Genomic DNA, 18,291 nt, shown 5'->3' with positions numbered 1-18,291 from the left:
GAGGAGGTCGTCGCGAAGCAGACCGTAGGCGATGCCCCCTGATGAATGCCGGAGCGAGGGAACGCCGAGCCTAAGCGAGGTGCCGTACGCTTGGGGCGAAGCGTTTTGGTTACTTTTGGGCGTCTGCAAAAGTGACACGCTGTAAAAGCGGAACCATAAGTGGCCGTTATCGCAGAAATGGATATGTACACCTGCAAGAGATTGGTCGGCTATCAGGCCGCCATCGCGAGCAAGCTCGGCTCCCACAGTTGAACGCGTACATTCATCAAATCCCGGACAATAAAAAACCCGCTGACGAATCAGCGGGTTTCTCATTTCAACGGCGGGACGATCAGAAATCCTCCAGCCGCCATACCTCGTAAGCCGGCGTCTCATAGGGATGACTCTGCTTCAGAGCCTCCACCACAGCACGAATCAACTCATCGCTAACCACAAGCTCAACCTTCCACTCCTCCACCTGCTCGACCAGCCCCGCCTGCCCAATAAACGGCTGACTACCGTCCAAAGGCCGAAACTGACCCAACCCAAGCACCTGCCAGGAACAGTGATCATAAGCACCGATCCGCCCACCACCGGCAGCGAACACAGCACCCTTGACCACCTCGACATGGCTCTGAGGAACAAAAAAGCTGAGCTTATACACGGCGCTTAGTTCACCCACACACGAGCGTTACGGAACATACGCATCCACGGCGCGTCTTCGTTCCACTCTTCCGAGCGCCACGAGTTCTGCACGGCGCGGAACACCCGCTCCGGGTGCGGCATCATGATGGTCACGCGACCGTCACGGCTGGTCAATCCGGTGATCCCGCGCGGCGAGCCGTTCGGGTTAGCCGGGTAGCGCTCGGTAACCTTGCCGTGGTTGTCGACGAAGCGCATCGCCACGCAACCCGACAGATCGGCTTGCAGCAACGCTTCTTCGCTGGCGAACTCGGCATGACCTTCACCGTGAGCGATGGCGATTGGCATACGCGAACCGGCCATGCCCTGCAGGAAGATCGAGTTCGACTCCTGAACCTGAACCATCGCCACACGCGCTTCGAACTGCTCGGAACGGTTACGCACGAAGTGCGGCCAGAACTCGCTGCCCGGGATCAGCTCATGCAGGTTGGACATCATCTGGCAACCGTTGCACACGCCGAGGGTGAAGCTGTCGGTACGTTCGAAGAAGCCCTGGAACGCATCGCGAGCACGGCTGTTGAACAGCGCCGATTTCGCCCAGCCTTCACCGGCACCCAGTACGTCACCGTAGGAGAAACCACCGCACGCCACCAGACCTTTGAACTCGTTCAGGTCGACACGGCCAGCAAGGATGTCGCTCATGTGCACGTCGATCGCGTTGAAACCGGCACGGTCGAACGCTGCAGCCATTTCCACCTGACCGTTGACACCCTGCTCACGCAGTACGGCAACCTGTGGGCGAATGCCTTTCTTGATGTAAGGCGCGGCAACGTCCTGGTTCACGTCGTAGCTCAGCTTGACGCTCAGGCCCGGGTTGTCTTCTTCCAGCAGCACGTCGAACTCTTGTTCGGCGCAGTCGGCGTTGTCACGCAGACGCTGGATCTGGTAGCTGGTTTCAGCCCACTGACGTTGCAGCTGACCACGCTGACCTTCGAACACGGTGTCGCCGTTGAAAGTGATGCTGATTTCGCTGTTGTTCATCGGCTGGCCGAGCACCGACACGCAGTCGCCCAGGCCTGCGGCGCTGAACTGCGCAAGGATGTCCGGCGTCGAGTCCTGACGAACCTGGATGACAGCACCCAGTTCTTCGTTGAACAGGATCGCGGCGATGTCGGCAGAAGTTTCTGCCAGACCGTCGAGGTTCAGGCTCAGACCGCAGTGGCCGGCAAAGGCCATTTCCACCACGCTGGTCAGCAGACCACCGTCGGAACGGTCGTGGTAAGCCAGCAGGTGACCGTCAGCGTTGAGGCCCTGGATCACCGCGAAGAAGGCTTTCAGGTCTTCGGCGTCATCGACGTCCGGTGCCTGCTTGCCGAGTTTGCCGTGAACCTGTGCGAGGATCGAGGCACCCATGCGGTTCTGGCCACGACCCAGGTCGATCAGGATCAGGTCGGTAGTGCCTTTGTCCATGCGCAGTTGCGGGGTCAGGGTCTGACGGATGTCAGTCACTGGCGCGAAACCGGTCACGATCAGGGACATTGGCGAAGTCACCGTCTTATCGACGCCTTCGTCATTCCAGCGCGTGGCCATGGACATCGAGTCCTTGCCCACCGGAATGGTAATGCCCAGCTCCGGGCACAGTTCCATGCCGACCGCTTTGACGGTGTCGTACAGACGCGCGTCTTCGCCCGGGTGACCGGCAGCCGACATCCAGTTCGCCGACAGTTTGATGTCGGAGATCTTGCCGATGCGCGAGGCCGCGATGTTGGTCAGGGTTTCGCCGATGGCCATGCGGCCCGACGCCGGAGCATCCAGCAGTGCCAGCGGAGTGCGCTCGCCCATGGCCATGGCTTCACCGGTGTAGACGTCGAAGCTGGTAGCGGTGACGGCAACGTCAGCCACAGGAACCTGCCACGGGCCAACCATCTGATCACGGGCCACGAGGCCGGTGATGGTGCGGTCGCCGATGGTGATCAGGAAGCTTTTGCTGGCCACGGCCGGGTGATGCAGAACGCGCTCGACGCAGTCGGCAATGGCCAGGGTCGATGGATCGAAATCATCGCCCAGTTCAGTTTCACGAACCGCCGAACGGTGCATGCGCGGGGCTTTGCCCAGCAGCACTTCGAGTGGCATATCGACCGGGCTGTTGCCGAAGTGGCTGTCGGTGACGGTCAGTTGCGGCTCGGCAGTGGCTTCGCCGACAACCGCAAACGGGCAACGCTCACGTTCGCAGATTGCCTTGAAGCGCTCGAAGTCGGCCGGGCCGACCGCCAGGACGTAGCGTTCCTGGGATTCGTTGCTCCAGATTTCGTGCGGGGCCATGCCCGGCTCGTCGTTTGGAATATTGCGCAGTTCGAAGCGGCCACCACGGTCGCCATCGTTGACCAGTTCCGGGAAGGCGTTGGACAGACCGCCTGCACCCACGTCGTGGATGAAGCTGATCGGGTTCTTGTCGCCCAGTTGCCAGCAACGGTCGATGACTTCCTGGCAACGACGCTCCATCTCAGGGTTTTCACGCTGTACGGAAGCGAAGTCCAGGTCCGCCGAGCTGGTGCCGGTGGCCATGGAGGAAGCCGCGCCGCCGCCCAGACCGATCAGCATCGCCGGGCCGCCCAGCACGATCAGCTTGGAGCCCACGAGGATTTCGCCTTTCTTGACGTGTTCCTCACGGATGTTGCCCATGCCGCCGGCCAACATGATCGGCTTGTGGTAACCGCGCACTTCATCGCCACGCGGGGTGGTGATGGATTGTTCGAAGGTACGGAAATAACCGGTCAGCGCCGGACGGCCGAATTCGTTGTTGAATGCAGCGCCGCCCAATGGGCCTTCGATCATGATGTCCAGCGCGGTAACGATGCGCTCAGGCTTGCCGTACGGCACTTCCCACGGCTGTTCGAAGCCCGGGATTTGCAGGTTGGACACGGTGAACCCGGTCAGGCCAGCCTTTGGCTTGGCGCCGCGACCGGTCGCGCCTTCGTCGCGGATTTCGCCACCGGAACCGGTGGATGCGCCCGGGAACGGGGCAATCGCGGTCGGGTGGTTGTGCGTCTCGACTTTCATCAGGATGTGCACCGGTTCCTGCACCGCGCCGTACTGGCGGGTCTCAGGGTCCGGGAAGAAACGGCCGGCGACAGAGCCGACGATCACCGAAGCGTTGTCCTTGTATGCCGACAGAACGCCTTCGCTGTGCATCACGTAGGTGTTCTTGATCATGCCGAACAGGCTTTTTTCCTGGCTCTCGCCGTCAATGTCCCAACTGGCGTTGAAGATCTTGTGACGGCAGTGCTCGGAGTTCGCCTGGGCGAACATCATCAGTTCGATGTCGTGTGGGTTGCGCTTCAAGCCAATAAAGGCGTTGACCAGGTAGTCGATCTCGTCTTCCGCCAGGGCCAGGCCCAGCTCGACGTTAGCGGTTTCCAGTGCGGCGCGACCGCCACCCAGAACGTCGATCGCCGTCAACGGCTTCGGTTCGGAGTGACTGAACAGGCCAGCAGCCTGTTCGAGGTTTTCCAGCACGATCTGGGTCATGCGGTCGTGCAGACCGTCGGCGATCAGCTGTGCTTGTGCGTCGGTGAATTCACCGGTCACGTAGAAAGCGATGCCGCGCTCCAGGCGCTGGATTTTCGCCAGGCCACAGTTGCGGGCGATATCGCTGGCCTTGCTCGACCAGGGCGAGATGGTGCCAAAACGTGGCAACACCAGGAACAGACGGCCGGCCGGCTCTTGTACCGGAACACTAGGACCGTACTTCAGAAGGCGCGCTAGCACCTGCTGTTCGTCGCCGGTCAGGACGCCGGTGACTTCGGCGAAGTGAGCGAATTCAGCATACAAGCCACTGACAGCCGGGACCTTCTGGCTCAGTTGCTCAAGGAGTTTGCTGTGGCGAAAGGCAGAAAGGGCAGGAGCGCCGCGCAGGATCAACATCTTCGGGACAGCCTCGGAAGGGGGTGTGCTTTGAGGCCGTGCATTCTAGCCTAAACCGCCCGCGACAGCACCCGAAACGCTACACCCGGTATTGTCCGAACGTCGGCCCGGGGCTCAAAGCCTGTAACCCATGCTCATCAAGGGGCGCGCCGGGGGTTATTTTTGTTGTCGCAATCAGGCCCGAGCGCCTGTTCTTGCGGGCTTTCGCCGGTTTTTGAACGCTCTAGCAGACAAGCCCTTTACTGTCGAGATATGGCGGTCGTGGTCCTTTGCGTATACTGCGCAGATGTTTTCCCCAACGGCTTTGCGTCCGCGATTCGCCAAATGGCTCATCGCAACCGGACTCTTCCTGATGCTCAGTGGCTGTGTTGATAAACCCAACACACTGGAGCGCGTAAAGGAGGATGGCGTGCTGCGTGTGGTTACCCGCAACAGCCCCGCTACCTACTTTCAGGATCGCAACGGTGAAACCGGCTTCGAATACGAGCTGGTGAAGCGCTTCGCCGACGATCTGGGCGTGACCCTCAAGATCGAAACCGCGGACAACCTCGACGATCTGTACGGTCAGTTAGGCAAACCTGGCGGCCCGGTGCTGGCTGCTGCCGGTCTGGTCAGCAGCGAGAAACGCAAACAGCAAGTGCGGTTTTCCCACTCGTATCTGGAAGTCACCCCACAGATCATCTACCGCAACGGTCAGTCCCGGCCGACCTCGGCAGCCGATCTGGTCGGTAAGACAATCATGGTGCTCAAGGGCAGCACCCACGCCGACCAACTGGCAGCGCTGAAAAAGAAATACCCCGGCATTGAATACGAAGAATCCGACGCGGTTGAGGTCGTTGACCTGCTGCGCATGGTTGATGAAGGTCAGATCGACCTGACACTGGTCGACTCCAACGAAGTCGCGATGAACCAGGTGTACTTCACTAATGCGCGAGTCGCCTTCGACCTGGGCGACGCCAGCAACCAGCGCTGGGCGGTGGCCGCCGGTGATGACAACAGCCTGCTCAACGAGATCAACGACTTCCTCGACAAGGCCGAGAAGAATGGCACCCTGCAACGGCTGAAAGACCGCTATTACGGGCATGTCGATGTACTCGGCTACATGGGCGCCTATACCTTCGCCGAGCACTTGCAGCAACGGCTGCCCAAGTACGAAAAGCACTTCAAGGCCTCGGCCAAGGAAGAGAAAGTCGACTGGCGACTGCTCGCCGCAATCGGATATCAGGAATCGCTGTGGCAACCGGCGGTCACCTCGAAAACCGGCGTTCGCGGCCTGATGATGCTGACCCAGAACACCGCGCAGGCCATGGGCGTGTCCAATCGCCTGGACGCCAAACAAAGCATCATGGGCGGCGCGAAGTACCTGGCTTACATAAAGGATCAACTGGACGACTCGATCCAGGAGCCGGATCGCACATGGTTTGCGCTGGCGGCCTACAACGTCGGCAGCGGTCACCTGGATGACGCGCGTAAACTCGCAGCCAAGGAAGGACTGAATCCGGACAAGTGGCTGGACGTGAAAAAGATCCTGCCGCGCCTGTCGCAGAAACAGTGGTACAGCAAAACCCGCTACGGCTACGCCCGCGGCGGTGAACCGGTGCATTTTGTGGCGAACATCCGGCGTTACTACGACATTCTGACGTGGGTGACGCAGCCGCAGCTTGAGGGCGATCAGGTCGCCCAAGGCAACCTGCATGTGCCGGGCATCGACAAAACCAAACCGCCCGAAGAAAACCCACCGCTCTAATTTTGCCAACTGAAATCAAATGTGGGAGCGGGCTTGCTCGCGAAGAGGGCCTTCCAGTCGACATTGATGCTGACTGTCAGACCGCCTTCGCGAGCAAGCCCGCTCCCACATGGGGTCTGTGTTTGGTGCTTAGGCTTTTGCCGCGGCGAGGATCAGCGCTTTCATCTCCGAAACAGCCGACTTGAACCCGACGAACAGCGCATGCGCCACCAGCGCGTGGCCGATGTTCAGTTCATTGATGCCTTTGATCGCCGCAACCGCTTCGACGTTGTGGTAGTGCAGACCGTGGCCGGCGTTGACGATCAGGCCTTGCGTCAAGCCAAACGCCACACCATCCGCCACGCGCTTCAGTTCTTCGGCAACCGCAGTCGGCGTCTCGGCGTCCGCATAACGGCCGGTGTGCAATTCGATGGCCGGTGCGCCAACGCGTTTCGAGGCTTCGATCTGGCGCTCGTCGGCATCGATGAACAGTGACACTTCGCAGCCGATTTTCGCCAGACGATCCACCGCCGCCTTGATCCGCGCTTCCTGCCCTGCCACATCCAGACCGCCTTCGGTGGTCAGTTCCTGACGGGTTTCCGGGACCAGGCAAATGTGCGCCGGACGAATGCGTTCAGCGAACGCCATCATTTCCTCGGTAACGCCCATCTCGAAGTTCATGCGGGTTTGCAGCACGTCCTTGAGCAACAGCACGTCGCGTTCCTGGATGTGCCGGCGGTCTTCACGCAAGTGCACGGTGATGCCATCAGCGCCCGCCTCTTCCGCGTCCAGCGCTGCTTTCACAGGGTCAGGGTAACGCGTACCCCGGGCCTGACGCAGGGTGGCAACGTGGTCGATGTTCACGCCAAGAAGAATGCGATTGCTGGTGGTCACGGAAGCGCTCCAGAAGAAGAGAAAGTTCGGTGCACAGCATACACGTCAGGCTTACGGCTTTCGAAACAACTCGCGACTGACCAATGGGCGACCGCCCAGGTGAACGGCCAACGCCTGACGCATCAAGCGTTTGGCGGCAGACAAGGCACCCGGCGCGCTCCAGTCGGCGTCGGCCATGGCCAACAGTTCGGTACCGTTGAACAGACCAGGCTGCAGCAGGTAAACCCGCTCCAGACCCGCGTCGACTTGTAAGCGATACAGGCCGTCGGGCGCGATAGGTTCGCCATGGATATCCGCGTTCAGCGCAAAGCCGTAACCCAGGTCATCGAGCAGCCGCCATTCGAATGAGCGCAACAAAGGCTCCAGAGGACGCCCTTCGGCGAGGGCCTGCAAGGTCGCGGCGTAATGGTCGAATACCGCAGGATGAGGATCTTCGGACGGCAGCAGGCGGATCAGCAGTTCATTGAGGTAGAGACCACTGAACAGCGCCTCACCATTGAGCCAGGTCGAGACGCCGGCGCTTTCCATGCGACCGACGTTCTTCAGTTCGCCCCGACCACGGAACTCGACTTCCAGCGGCACGAATGGCCGCGCCAGCGTTCCGGCCTTACCCCGCGCACTGCGCAACACCGCCCGCAGCCGACCTTGCGGCGTAAGGAAATCCACCAACGCGCTGCTTTCGCGGTAGGCGCGGCTATGGAGCACGTAGGCGGGTTGGCCGGTTGGCGCGGTGGTCGACATCAGAGTCCAAATCTCAGAGGAGATCAACTGTGGCGAGGGAGCTTGCTCCCGCTGGGCTGCGAAGCAGCCCCGACCTCAAGCAGCCGCGGAGAGTCAGGCACACCGGGGCAAATGGTTTTGGGGCCGCTTTGCGACCCAGCGGGAGCAAGCTCCCTCGCCACAAAGGCCAGCACAAGGCCTTGAACCTTGTGCCAATCCTGATTACAGGTCGCCGTAACCCAGCGAACGCAGGGCGCGTTCGTCGTCGGACCAACCGCCTTTCACTTTGACCCAAAGGTTGAGCATGATCTTGGAGTCGAACAGCAGCTCCATGTCCTTGCGCGCTTCGGTGCCGATGCGCTTGATCCGCTCGCCCTTGTCGCCAATGATGATTTTCTTCTGACCGTCACGTTCGACGAGGATCAACGCATGGATGTGCAGGGTTTTCCCCTGCTGCTTGAACTCTTCGATTTCCACGGTGATCTGGTAAGGCAGCTCGGCGCCCATCTGGCGCATGATTTTCTCGCGCACCAGTTCGGCGGCGAGGAAACGGCTGCTGCGGTCGGTGATCTGGTCTTCGGGGAAGAAGTGATCGTTTTCCGGCAGGTGACCGGCGATCACCCGCTCCAGCGCATCGAGGTTGTGCCCGTGCTGCGCCGAAATCGGAATGATCTGCGCGTTCGGCAGCTGCTCCTGCAACCAGCTCAGGTGCGGCATCAGCTCGGCTTTGTCTTCGATGCGGTCGGTCTTGTTCAGCGCCACGATCAACGGGCCCGTCACGTACTGAACGCGCTCGAGAACCATCTGGTCTTCTTCGGTCCACTTGGTGCGATCAACCACGAAGATCACCACGTCGACGTCTTTCAACGCGGCCGAAGCGGTCTTGTTCATGTAGCGGTTGAGGGCTTTCTCGCCACCTTTGTGCATGCCGGGGGTGTCGACGTAGATCGCCTGCACATCGCCTTCGGTCTTGATACCGAGCATGTTGTGACGAGTGGTTTGCGGTTTGCGCGAGGTGATCGCCAGCTTCTGACCCAGGATGTGGTTCAGCAGCGTGGATTTGCCCACGTTCGGACGGCCGACGATGGCGACATAGCCACAGCGAGTTGCAGTTGAATCAGTCATGGCCATTCTCCACGCCCAGGGCAATCAGTGCTGCGGCGGCCGCTACCTGTTCGGCAATACGACGACTCACACCCTGACCTCGGCTTTTTTCGTTCAGTAAGGTGATTTCGCATTCGACGAAGAACGTCCGGCAATGCGGCTCACCCTGGATATCCACCACTTCGTAACGCGGCAGTTCACAGGCACGCGACTGCAAGAACTCTTGCAGGCGGGTCTTTGGATCTTTGTTGGTGTCGACCAGCGTCAGGCTGTCGAACTCGGACGTCAGCCAGGCCAGCACGCGTTCGCGCGCCATGTCCATGCCGGCATCCAGGTAGATCGCACCGATCAGCGCTTCGAGGGCATCGGCGAGGATCGATTCACGGCGGAACCCGCCGCTCTTCAACTCACCGGACCCCAGGCGCAGGTACTCGCCAAGATCGAAACCACGCGCCAATACGGCCAGCGTCTCACCTTTGACCAGGCGTGCGCGCAAACGCGACAGCTGGCCTTCGCGAGCCAGCGGAAAGCGGTCGAACAGCGCTTCACCGGCAACGAAGTTGAGAATGGCATCACCGAGGAATTCCAGGCGTTCGTTGTTGCGCCCGGCAAAGCTGCGATGTGTCAGGGCCAGAACCATGAGTTCCTGGTCCTTGAAGGTATAACCGAGCTGACGCTCGAGACGGCTTAAAGAGACGCTCACGGTTTACCCACGCTGAGTTCGTGGTCGACATCCATCACAGCAACGCTGCTAGGCTCTTGGACAATTAACGCTGTGTTCAAAAATTACATCCTGAATATCGTTGGCTTCATGCATCTGCGGTGACCTTCTGCAGGCTCCAGAAATGCATTCGGCGCTGTGTTCAACAGCGCCGTGGGTGATTACTTGATCAGGCCAACCCGCGAGAAATTCGGCAGGTGACTGAGTTTGGGTTCCGGCCAGCTCATCCAGACGGCGAAGGCCTTGCCGACGATATTCTTGTCGGGAACCATGCCCAGCAGATCCTTGGGAATAGTTGGATCATCCCAGTAGCGACTGTCGTTGGAGTTGTCGCGGTTGTCGCCCATCATGAAGTAGTGCCCGGCAGGCACGGTCCATTGATGGTCCGGAGTTGCGCGGTAGCGGCTCATTTCCTTGCGGATCAGGTGCTCGGCGGCGCCGAGTTTTTCCTTGTAGAGCTCGGCACTGCCCAACGTACCCGGCTCGGAGCCGACCAGTTGCTCTGCGATCGACTCACCGTTGACGAACAGACGCTTGTCGGCGGTGTAACGAATCTGATCACCCGGCAGGCCCACTACACGCTTGATGTAGTTGACGTTCGGGTCGCTTGGGTAGCGGAACACCATCACATCGCCACGCTGCGGATCACCGACCTGGATGACTTTCGTATCGAGCACCGGCAAGCGGATCCCGTAAGAAAACTTGTTCACCAGAATGAAGTCGCCAACGTCCAGGGTCGGCTTCATCGAACCAGACGGAATCTGGAACGGCTCCACCAGGAACGAACGCAAGACCAACACGATGAACAGCACCGGAAAGAACGATTTGCCGTATTCAACCAGCATCGGTTCTTTGTTCAGTTTCTCGACCACCATCATGTCAGGCTCGGTGACGCTACCCTGATAAGAGCTAATAGCGGCACGCCGACGCGGCGCCAGAAAGATCAGGTCGAGCAACCCCAACAGACCGCAAACGAAAACGGCGATGACCAGCAACAGCGGGAAATTTAGTGACATAGGACCTAACTATCCAACCTGAGCACAGCGAGGAAGGCTTCTTGTGGAATTTCCACGTTGCCGACCTGCTTCATGCGTTTTTTACCGGCCTTCTGCTTTTCCAACAGCTTGCGCTTACGGCTAACGTCACCACCGTAGCATTTGGCCAATACGTTCTTTCTGAGTGCCTTGACGGAGGTTCGCGCAATGATCTGCCCGCCAATGGCGGCCTGGATCGCGACGTCGAACATCTGACGCGGAATCAGCTCTTTCATCTTCTCGGTCAACTGGCGACCTTTGTAGTGCGCGTTATCCTTGTGCACGATCAGCGCCAGGGCGTCGACCTTATCACCGTTGATCAGCACATCCAGTTTCACCAGATTAGCTGATTGATAACGATCGAAATGGTAATCCAGCGAAGCATAGCCGCGACTGGTGGATTTCAGACGATCGAAGAAGTCCAGGACCACTTCGTTCATCGGCAAATCGTAGGTCACCTGGACCTGGCTACCAAGGAACAGCATGTCGTGCTGAATGCCGCGCTTCTCGATGCACAGGGTAATGACGTTGCCCAGATGTTCTTGCGGCACAAGAATGTTTGCCCGAACGATTGGTTCGCGCATGTCTTCAATGGACGACAGGTCCGGTAGCTTGGACGGGTTGTCGACGTAAATCGTTTCACCGGTTTTCAGCAACAGTTCAAAAATAACCGTCGGTGCGGTGGTGATCAGGTCCAGGTCGTACTCGCGCTCCAGGCGCTCCTGGATGATCTCCATGTGCAGCATGCCGAGGAACCCGCAACGGAAGCCGAAGCCCAGGGCGTCGGAGCTTTCCGGGGTGTATTGCAGCGACGAGTCGTTCAGCGTGAGCTTTTGCAGCGCTTCGCGGAAGTCTTCGAAGTCGTCGGAGCTGACCGGGAACAGACCGGCATAGACCTGCGGCTGAATGCGCTTGAAACCTGGCAGCACGTCGACGTCCGGCGTCGAGCTCAAGGTCAGGGTGTCACCGACCGGCGCGCCATGAATGTCCTTGATGCCGGCGATGATGAAGCCTACTTCACCGGCTTTCAGATCAACGGTGGCGGTGTGTTTCGGGTTGAAGACACCGACGCTGTCCACCAGGTGGATCTTGCCGGTGGACTTAACCAGAATCTTGTCGCCCTTCTTCACACGACCGTGGCGCACGCGAACCAGGGAAACAACACCCAGGTAGTTGTCGAACCAGGAGTCGATGATCAACGCTTGCAGCGGATCTTCGATGTTGCCGGTTGGCGCAGGAATGGTCTTGACCAGACGCTCGAGCACCTCGTCGACGCCCAGGCCAGTCTTGGCACTGCACTCGACCGCATCGGTGGCATCGATGCCGATGATTTTTTCGATTTCTTCTTTTACGCGGTCCGGATCGGCCTGTGGCAGGTCGATCTTGTTCAAGACCGGCATCACTTCCAGGCCCTGCTCGATTGCCGTGTAGCAGTTGGCAACCGATTGCGCTTCAACGCCCTGACCGGCATCGACCACCAGCAACGCACCTTCACAGGCCGCCAGCGACCGGCTGACTTCGTAGGTGAAGTCAACGTGGCCGGGGGTGTCAATGAAGTTCAGTTGGTACTTGATACCATCACGGGCGGTGTAATACAGGGTAACGCTGTGAGCCTTGATGGTGATCCCGCGTTCACGCTCAAGGTCCATGGAGTCCAGTACCTGGGCTTCCATTTCGCGCTCGGCCAGGCCGCCGCACATCTGGATGAAGCGATCGGCCAGAGTCGACTTGCCATGGTCAATGTGGGCGATGATGGAGAAATTGCGGATATGACTCAAATCACTCACGGATCAACACTCAAAAAGGCTGCAGGCATAGCCCGCCGAAAAATAGCCGGGAATTGTACCTGATACACGACGCAAGCGTCACGTTCACAGGTCAACGGTATTGGATACAAAAACGCCCCGCTCTTGCGAACGGGGCGTTTGACTGTCAACCGGGGCAGGAAATACCTGCGATCAACCGGCTCGGCGCAGCATCCAGAGACCGGCCACCGCACAGATACCGGCCGGAACCAGCACCGCGAACAATGGCGAGAAGCCGAAGACCAGGCTTGAAGGCCCGAGCAAATCCTGAGCGATACGGAAGGTAAAGCCGACCAGTACCCCTGTAAACACACGCTGGCCCAGCGTCACTGAGCGCAGCGGGCCGAAGATAAAGGAAATCGCCATCAACACCAGGGCAACAGTGACCAGTGGCTGCAACACCTTGACCCAAAACGCCAGCCAGTAACGGCCATTGTTCAGGCCCTGATCCGCCAGATAGTGGATGTAACCCCACAAACCGCTGATCGATAACGATTCCGGCGCCATGATCACCGTGTTCAGCAGTTGCGGGCTCAACGGTACTTCCCAGCGCTCTTGCGGGACAGTGACAACTTCGGTGCTGCCGTCATGGAACACCGTGGTGGTGACGTCGTTCAGCTGCCAATGATCAGTTTCGAACTGCGCACGCTTGGAGAAGCTCGAGGTCAGCATGTGACGCTCACTGTCAAAACGATAGCGGGTCACGCCGTACAGAATGCCATCCGGCTGCACCGAGTTGATGTGAATGAACTCATCACCCTGGCGGTGCCACATACCGTGCTTGGCGCTCTGCGCATCACCGATGCCCTGAGCCAGGGAGCGATTGGCCTGGGCCACGTTTTCCGCAACGGGCGCAACGTACTCGCCGACCAGCACGCCTGCCAGCATCAACACCAGCATCGGTTTCATCACCGCCCAGACGATACGGCCGATGGACACACCCGCGGCGCGCATGATGGTCAATTCACTGCTGCTGGCCAGACTGCCCAGGCCGATCAGGCAACCGATCAGTGCCGCCATCGGCAGCATGTCATAGACCCGACGCGGCGCTGTCAGCGCCACGTAGCTCAATACGTCGGTGAGGGTGTAGGTATCCGTGACATCACTCATCTCGTCGATGAAGGCAAACAAGGTCGCAAGGCCCAGAATGATCCCCAGTACCGCCAGGATCGCCATGAAAACACTGCCACCAATGTAGCGATCGAGCTTAACCACGGGTCACCTCCAGCGCACTGCGGCGACTCGCCATTTTCAAGCGCAACGGCTCCCAATAGAGCAGTCCCAGGCCAATGGCCAGGAATATTGCGTGAACCCACCACAGACCCAAAGCCTGCGGGATCTTGCCTTTCTCCAGAGCACCGCGCGCGGCGATCAGGATCGTCAGATAAGCCATATAAAGAAGAATCGCCGGCAGCAACTTGAGGAAACGTCCCTGGCGCGGATTGACCCGCGACAGCGGCACCGCCATCAACGTCACGATAAACACCAGCAACGGCAGCGACAGACGCCATTCGAGCTCGGCGCGTGCACGAATATCCGGACTATCCAGCAGGGTACGGGTCGGCATCGCATCGCGATCGGTCACCTCGTCGCTGACATCCGGCTTGGGCAGCAGCACACCGTAGGTGTCGTACTTGATGGCCCGGTAGTCGGCCAGCCCCGGGTTACCGTCGTAACGGTAGCCATTGTCGAGAATCAGGTAACGGTTGCCGTCTTCCTTGATTTCCTGACGACCCTTTTCGGCCACCAGTACGGAAATACCGCGATCCTTCTGATCGGCGGAAAGACGCTTTTCCGAGATGAAGACGCCGCCCAGATTGATCCGGTCATCGGACAGCTGCTCGGTGTACGTCACCCGCGAACCATCGCGCAACGCCTGAAAACGGCCCGGCACCAGCGTATCGAACTCGGTCATGGCATCTTGTTTGTTCAGCAGCAACTGGAACTGATTGGCGCCTTGCGGTGCCAGGCTCAGGCTCAGCCAGGCCACGATCACGGCAACCAGTGCCGCCGGAAACAGGGTCATGCCCAGCAGACGTTGCTGGCTCATGCCGGTCGCGGAGAGCACGGTCATTTCACTTTCAAGGTACAGGCGACCGTAGGCCAGCAGGATCCCGAGAAACAACCCCAAAGGCAGAATCAGTTGCAGGAAACCCGGCAGACGAAAGCCCATGATCAGGAACAGCGAGCCTGGGTCCAGGGCGCCCGAGGCGGCCTGGGCCAGGAACTTGATGAAGCGCCCACTCATGATGATGACCAGCAGCACAGCGCTGACGGCGCTCAAGGTCAACAGGACTTCGCGGGACAGATAACGGAAGACAATCAAACCAGACACTCCAGGGTTGTCAGGCTAAGGCGGCCAAACAAGCAAACATATCGGGCGACCCACAGGGCTGAGCCGCCGAAAAAGATGGCGCATTATCCTGTGATTGAACGCGCCTGTCACTGCGCACGCTCAAGCAGCCGCGCAATGGTGTAAAGATCACCTGCGCGAGGGTTGTCAGGCGCACGGAGCGAGGTTCAAACTGCGGCCTTTGTCGCTGGCCTGCACCAGCGTCTTTCTATAGATAGGCAAACGTGTGCGCGCATCGCGTAACACGCTGCACTTTGACCATTTATTCAGGGACCCGGACATGGAACTGGTTGTAAAAAGCGTTAGCCCAGAAACGTTGAAAACCGCCACTCTGGTGGTCGCCGTCGGCGAAGACCGCAAACTCGGCACTGTCGCCAAGCAGCTCGACGAGCTCTGTGGCGGCGCGATCAGCGCAGTCCTCAAGCGCGGCGACCTGGCCGGCAAAGTGGGTCAGAGCCTGTTGCTGCACAGCCTGCCAAACCTCAAGGCCGAACGCGTGTTGCTGGTTGGCGTGGGTAAAGACGCCGAACTGGGCGACCGTCCATTCCGCAAAATCATCGCCGGCGTACTGAACACCCTCAAAGGCCTGGGTGGCAGCGAAGCCGCTCTGGCGCTGGACGAAGTCGCAGTCAAAGGACGTGACAGCTACGGCAAGACCCGTCTGCTGGCCGAGACCCTGGTCGACGGCGAATACACCTTCGAGCAGTTCAAGAGCCAGAAGTCCGATCCGCGCGCCCTGAAGAAAATCACCCTGCTGACCATCAAGGCCGCACAGGCTGAAGTCGAGCGCGCCGTGACTCATGCCACTGCAATCGCCAACGGCATGTCCTTCACCCGTGACCTGGGCAACCTGCCACCGAACATCTGCCACCCAATCTTCCTCGCCGAACAGGCGAAGAACCTGGGCAAGGAATTCAAGGGCCTGAAAGTCGAGATCCTTGACGAGAAGCAAATCAAGGAACTGGGCATGGGCTCGTTCTATGCCGTCGGCCAAGGCAGCGCCCAGCCACCGCGCCTGATCGTCATGCAATACAACGGCGGCAAGAAATCCGAGAAGCCGTACGCACTGGTCGGCAAGGGCATCACCTTTGACACCGGCGGCATCAGCCTCAAGCCAGGCGCCGGCATGGACGAGATGAAATACGACATGGGCGGCGCAGCCAGCGTGTTCGGTACCTTGCGTGCCGTGCTCGAACTGAAGTTGCCGATCAACCTGGTGTGCATCCTGGCCTGTGCCGAGAACATGCCGAGCGGCAAGGCTTCGCGTCCTGGCGATATCGTCACCACCCTGAGCGGCCAGACCGTGGAAATCCTCAACACCGACGCCGAAGGCCGTCTGGTGCTGTGCGACGCCCTGACCTATTCCGAACGCTTCAAGCCACAGGCAGTGATCGACATCGCGACCCTGACCGGTGCCTGCGTGGTCGCCCTCGGCGCCCATACTTCGGGCCTGCTGGGCAACAACGACGAACTGATCGGCCAACTGCTGAGCGCAGGCCAACAGGCTGACGACCGCGCCTGGCAACTGCCGCTGTTCGATGAGTACCAGGAACAGCTGGACAGCCCGTTTGCCGACATCGCCAACATTGGTGGCCCGAAAGCCGGCACCATCACGGCGGCCTGCTTCCTGTCGCGCTTCACCAAGAACCTGAAGTGGGCGCACCTGGACATCGCCGGCACGGCCTGGACCAGCGGCGGCAAGGACAAGGGCGCCACTGGCCGTCCGGTTCCATTGCTGACCCAATACCTGCTGGACCGCGCCAAAGCCTGAAACTGAAGATCCTGAACGGCGTCATCCGCGGATGACGCCGCGCAGGCATCAGGAACCGCAATGACCAAAGTCGACTTCTATATCCTGCCCAGCGCCGATCCTTCAGCGCGGCTGGATTTTGCCTGCAAGCTCACCGAAAAAGCCTGGCGCATGGGCCACCGCATCTACCTGCATTGCAGCGATGCCGCCCAACGCGACGATCTCGATGCACGCCTGTGGGCGTTCAAAGGCGAAAGCTTCGTGCCTCACGGCCCCGCCGAAAACGAACCGGACGGTTTAGTGGTGCTTGGCCTGGGAGACGATCCAGGACAACACCGGGACTTGCTGGTCAATCTTGACCTCAAAGTCCCGTCTTTTGCCCAGCGCTTTGCCCGTGTGGCCGAAGTGGTGGTTGAAGACCCGACTATTCGTCAGGCCGCGCGGGAGAGTTTCCGTTTCTACCGCGAACAGGGCTATCCTCTGCAAGATCACCGTTTACAGCGACTCTGAGCACATGATGGACACGTCAAACCAGCTGCAAAAGTCCGCACACCTGCTGGACGACCTCGAGTCGATCCGCCAGTTGCTCGGCGATGACAACCTGCAACCCCCCCTGCTGACCGACACCATCGAGCAAGGCAGTGATGAAGGCCAGATTCCGATGTTGTTCGATCAGGTCGGCGGCAAACCGCAGGCTGAAATCATCGAACCACCTGCTCCGCCACCGACACCTGCGCCCGCGCCTGTCGCGGCTCCGGCTCCGGCTCCGGCTCCGGCATCGTCCGTCCAGCAAGGCGCCGATGTCATGCTGCACCTGAACGACGAACTGCGCGCTGCCGCGCAATTGATCATGCAAGACGTGATCGACGACTTCGCCCCGCACATCGAAACCGAAATCAAACGTCGGCTGGATGCGCGAATGGAGCGGTTGCTCAGCCAATATCAATCCTGAGTTCGCCTGACTTTAAGTACCCACGGCAGCATGCTGCCGTGTCGGCCACGCAACAACGCGACACTGCACGCATTAGCGATGGTGTGTCTTAGACCGCTTGTCTGAACTGTTATTTCTGACAGTAGGCACGTCCCTGAAAAAACGCAAGTGTGGTCCCTTCACACTTTTGCGGCAGGAGACGATGACATGAGCGCCATAACCGTATTTCAACCCATTACCAAGCTTCATCCCCAAGATAAGCCTCTGTTTTCAGGAAAAACGGCACCAGAGAAATCGCTTAACGTTTGCCAATCCGGAACCGGACGAGTGCTAGCCAAAACGACCTCAGATAAAAATGGCTCCTGGCTAGTGCGCAGCTCCGTCAGTTTGCCTGAGGGCGAGTACTCCATTTCGGCTTATGTTGAAGGTACTTCGGTATATGCCGACAACGTCCCTTTCATCGTAGAGGCTCTCTCCTCTGGAGCCCTGCCCAGCGGCAGCGCGCCCACGGTCACCAGTTCGACCACCGTGACCACCCTGCGCCCCCTGCTCGAGGGCAAGGCCGCCGCCGACACCATCGCTTATGTCTATCAAGCCGGCGGCAGCGTACTTTTCGGCAAGACACCCGCCGACCGAAATGGCGACTGGGCATTGCAACTGCCGCAGGACCTCGGCGTCTCTGCCTCTGGTACATCGGAGCTTTCACTG

At 59.6% G+C, this 18,291-nt stretch carries 15 protein-coding genes and 1 pseudogene; 5 read left to right on the top strand and 11 right to left on the bottom strand.

From position 1 onward, the window contains the following. The 3 genes and pseudogenes from KRR23_RS28645 to purL all read right to left on the bottom strand — a co-directional run. A pseudogene (locus tag KRR23_RS28645) lies at nt 1-315 on the bottom strand (hypothetical protein); the annotation flags it as partial. Between the two features lie 16 nt (nt 316-331). Next, entirely contained in the window at nt 332-643 is a 312-nt protein-coding gene (locus KRR23_RS28640; RefSeq protein ID WP_216745185.1) for a YqfO family protein, read from the bottom strand. A gap of 5 nt (nt 644-648) precedes the next feature. After that, the gene (gene purL / locus KRR23_RS28635; RefSeq protein ID WP_216745184.1) at nt 649-4,545 is read right to left on the bottom strand and encodes a phosphoribosylformylglycinamidine synthase; all 3,897 of its coding nucleotides are present in this window, start codon (nt 4,543-4,545) and stop codon (nt 649-651) included. 286 nt (nt 4,546-4,831) lie between these two features. Between purL and mltF the strand changes: the two genes are divergently transcribed. Further along, nucleotides 4,832-6,292, top strand: coding sequence for a membrane-bound lytic murein transglycosylase MltF (mltF, locus tag KRR23_RS28630; RefSeq protein ID WP_216745183.1), 1,461 nt, complete (start codon nt 4,832-4,834; stop codon nt 6,290-6,292). Nucleotides 6,293-6,421: 129 nt separating this feature from the next. Here the strand turns inward: mltF and pdxJ are convergent, their stop codons facing one another. The 8 genes from pdxJ to lptF form a co-directional block, all read right to left on the bottom strand. Continuing rightward, on the bottom strand, nt 6,422-7,165 hold the full coding sequence (gene pdxJ, locus KRR23_RS28625; protein ID WP_054593871.1) for a pyridoxine 5'-phosphate synthase: 744 nt from the start codon (nt 7,163-7,165) through the stop codon (nt 6,422-6,424). A gap of 51 nt (nt 7,166-7,216) precedes the next feature. After that, nucleotides 7,217-7,906, bottom strand: a complete 690-nt coding sequence (gene recO, locus KRR23_RS28620) for a DNA repair protein RecO (RefSeq protein ID WP_216745182.1) — start codon at nt 7,904-7,906, stop codon at nt 7,217-7,219. Between the two features lie 201 nt (nt 7,907-8,107). Beyond that, on the bottom strand, nt 8,108-9,010 hold the full coding sequence (gene era, locus KRR23_RS28615) for a GTPase Era (protein WP_054593873.1): 903 nt from the start codon (nt 9,008-9,010) through the stop codon (nt 8,108-8,110). Beyond that, on the bottom strand, nt 9,003-9,692 hold the full coding sequence (gene rnc / locus KRR23_RS28610; RefSeq protein ID WP_019691997.1) for a ribonuclease III: 690 nt from the start codon (nt 9,690-9,692) through the stop codon (nt 9,003-9,005). Before rnc ends, era begins: the two co-directional genes overlap by 8 nt. Nucleotides 9,693-9,871: 179 nt before the next feature. Next, the gene (gene lepB, locus KRR23_RS28605) at nt 9,872-10,726 is read right to left on the bottom strand and encodes a signal peptidase I (RefSeq protein ID WP_103315696.1); all 855 of its coding nucleotides are present in this window, start codon (nt 10,724-10,726) and stop codon (nt 9,872-9,874) included. A 5-nt stretch (nt 10,727-10,731) separates the two neighbouring features. After that, nucleotides 10,732-12,531: a translation elongation factor 4 gene (lepA, locus tag KRR23_RS28600; protein WP_216745181.1), complete on the bottom strand. Its 1,800-nt coding sequence runs from the start codon at nt 12,529-12,531 to the stop codon at nt 10,732-10,734. 171 nt (nt 12,532-12,702) lie between these two features. Next, the gene (lptG, locus tag KRR23_RS28595) at nt 12,703-13,764 is read right to left on the bottom strand and encodes an LPS export ABC transporter permease LptG (RefSeq protein ID WP_216745180.1); all 1,062 of its coding nucleotides are present in this window, start codon (nt 13,762-13,764) and stop codon (nt 12,703-12,705) included. Continuing rightward, the gene (lptF, locus tag KRR23_RS28590) at nt 13,757-14,875 is read right to left on the bottom strand and encodes an LPS export ABC transporter permease LptF (protein ID WP_216745179.1); all 1,119 of its coding nucleotides are present in this window, start codon (nt 14,873-14,875) and stop codon (nt 13,757-13,759) included. The genes lptG and lptF overlap by 8 nt, the downstream gene beginning before the upstream one ends. A 307-nt stretch (nt 14,876-15,182) precedes the next feature. On the opposite strand from lptF, the gene KRR23_RS28585 reads away from it, so the two are divergent. The 4 genes from KRR23_RS28585 to KRR23_RS28570 form a co-directional block, all read left to right on the top strand. Then, nucleotides 15,183-16,673: a leucyl aminopeptidase gene (locus KRR23_RS28585; protein WP_216745178.1), complete on the top strand. Its 1,491-nt coding sequence runs from the start codon at nt 15,183-15,185 to the stop codon at nt 16,671-16,673. 60 nt (nt 16,674-16,733) lie between these two features. Beyond that, entirely contained in the window at nt 16,734-17,162 is a 429-nt protein-coding gene (locus KRR23_RS28580) for a DNA polymerase III subunit chi (RefSeq protein ID WP_216745177.1), read from the top strand. 7 nt (nt 17,163-17,169) lie between these two features. Beyond that, complete coding sequence (locus KRR23_RS28575; protein ID WP_216745176.1) at nt 17,170-17,604, top strand: DNA polymerase III subunit chi; 435 nt, start codon at nt 17,170-17,172, stop codon at nt 17,602-17,604. A 186-nt stretch (nt 17,605-17,790) separates the two neighbouring features. Beyond that, nucleotides 17,791-18,291, top strand: a 501-nt coding sequence (locus KRR23_RS28570; protein ID WP_216745175.1) for a hypothetical protein, incomplete at its 3' end; no start/stop codon positions are given.

It is taken from the genome of Pseudomonas sp. CVAP#3, assembly GCF_018986375.1.
GTDB lineage: Bacteria > Pseudomonadota > Gammaproteobacteria > Pseudomonadales > Pseudomonadaceae > Aquipseudomonas > Aquipseudomonas helvetica.
The sequence above is the reverse complement of the archived record's forward strand: the minus strand, read 5'-3'. Positions and strand labels throughout refer to the sequence as shown.

What these genes read in the sequence shown, in the direction of transcription:
- KRR23_RS28585 (WP_216745178.1), top strand. Translation starts at nt 15,183, where the DNA reads ATGGAACTGGTTGTAAAAAGCGTTAGCCCAGAAACGTTGAAAACCGCC.
- KRR23_RS28575 (WP_216745176.1), top strand. Translation starts at nt 17,170, where the DNA reads ATGGACACGTCAAACCAGCTGCAAAAGTCCGCACACCTGCTGGACGAC.
- KRR23_RS28580 (WP_216745177.1), top strand. Translation starts at nt 16,734, where the DNA reads ATGACCAAAGTCGACTTCTATATCCTGCCCAGCGCCGATCCTTCAGCG.
- purL (WP_216745184.1), bottom strand. Translation starts at nt 4,545, where the DNA reads ATGTTGATCCTGCGCGGCGCTCCTGCCCTTTCTGCCTTTCGCCACAGC.
- lepB (WP_103315696.1), bottom strand. Translation starts at nt 10,726, where the DNA reads ATGTCACTAAATTTCCCGCTGTTGCTGGTCATCGCCGTTTTCGTTTGC.
- recO (WP_216745182.1), bottom strand. Translation starts at nt 7,906, where the DNA reads ATGTCGACCACCGCGCCAACCGGCCAACCCGCCTACGTGCTCCATAGC.
- era (WP_054593873.1), bottom strand. Translation starts at nt 9,010, where the DNA reads ATGACTGATTCAACTGCAACTCGCTGTGGCTATGTCGCCATCGTCGGC.
- mltF (WP_216745183.1), top strand. Translation starts at nt 4,832, where the DNA reads ATGTTTTCCCCAACGGCTTTGCGTCCGCGATTCGCCAAATGGCTCATC.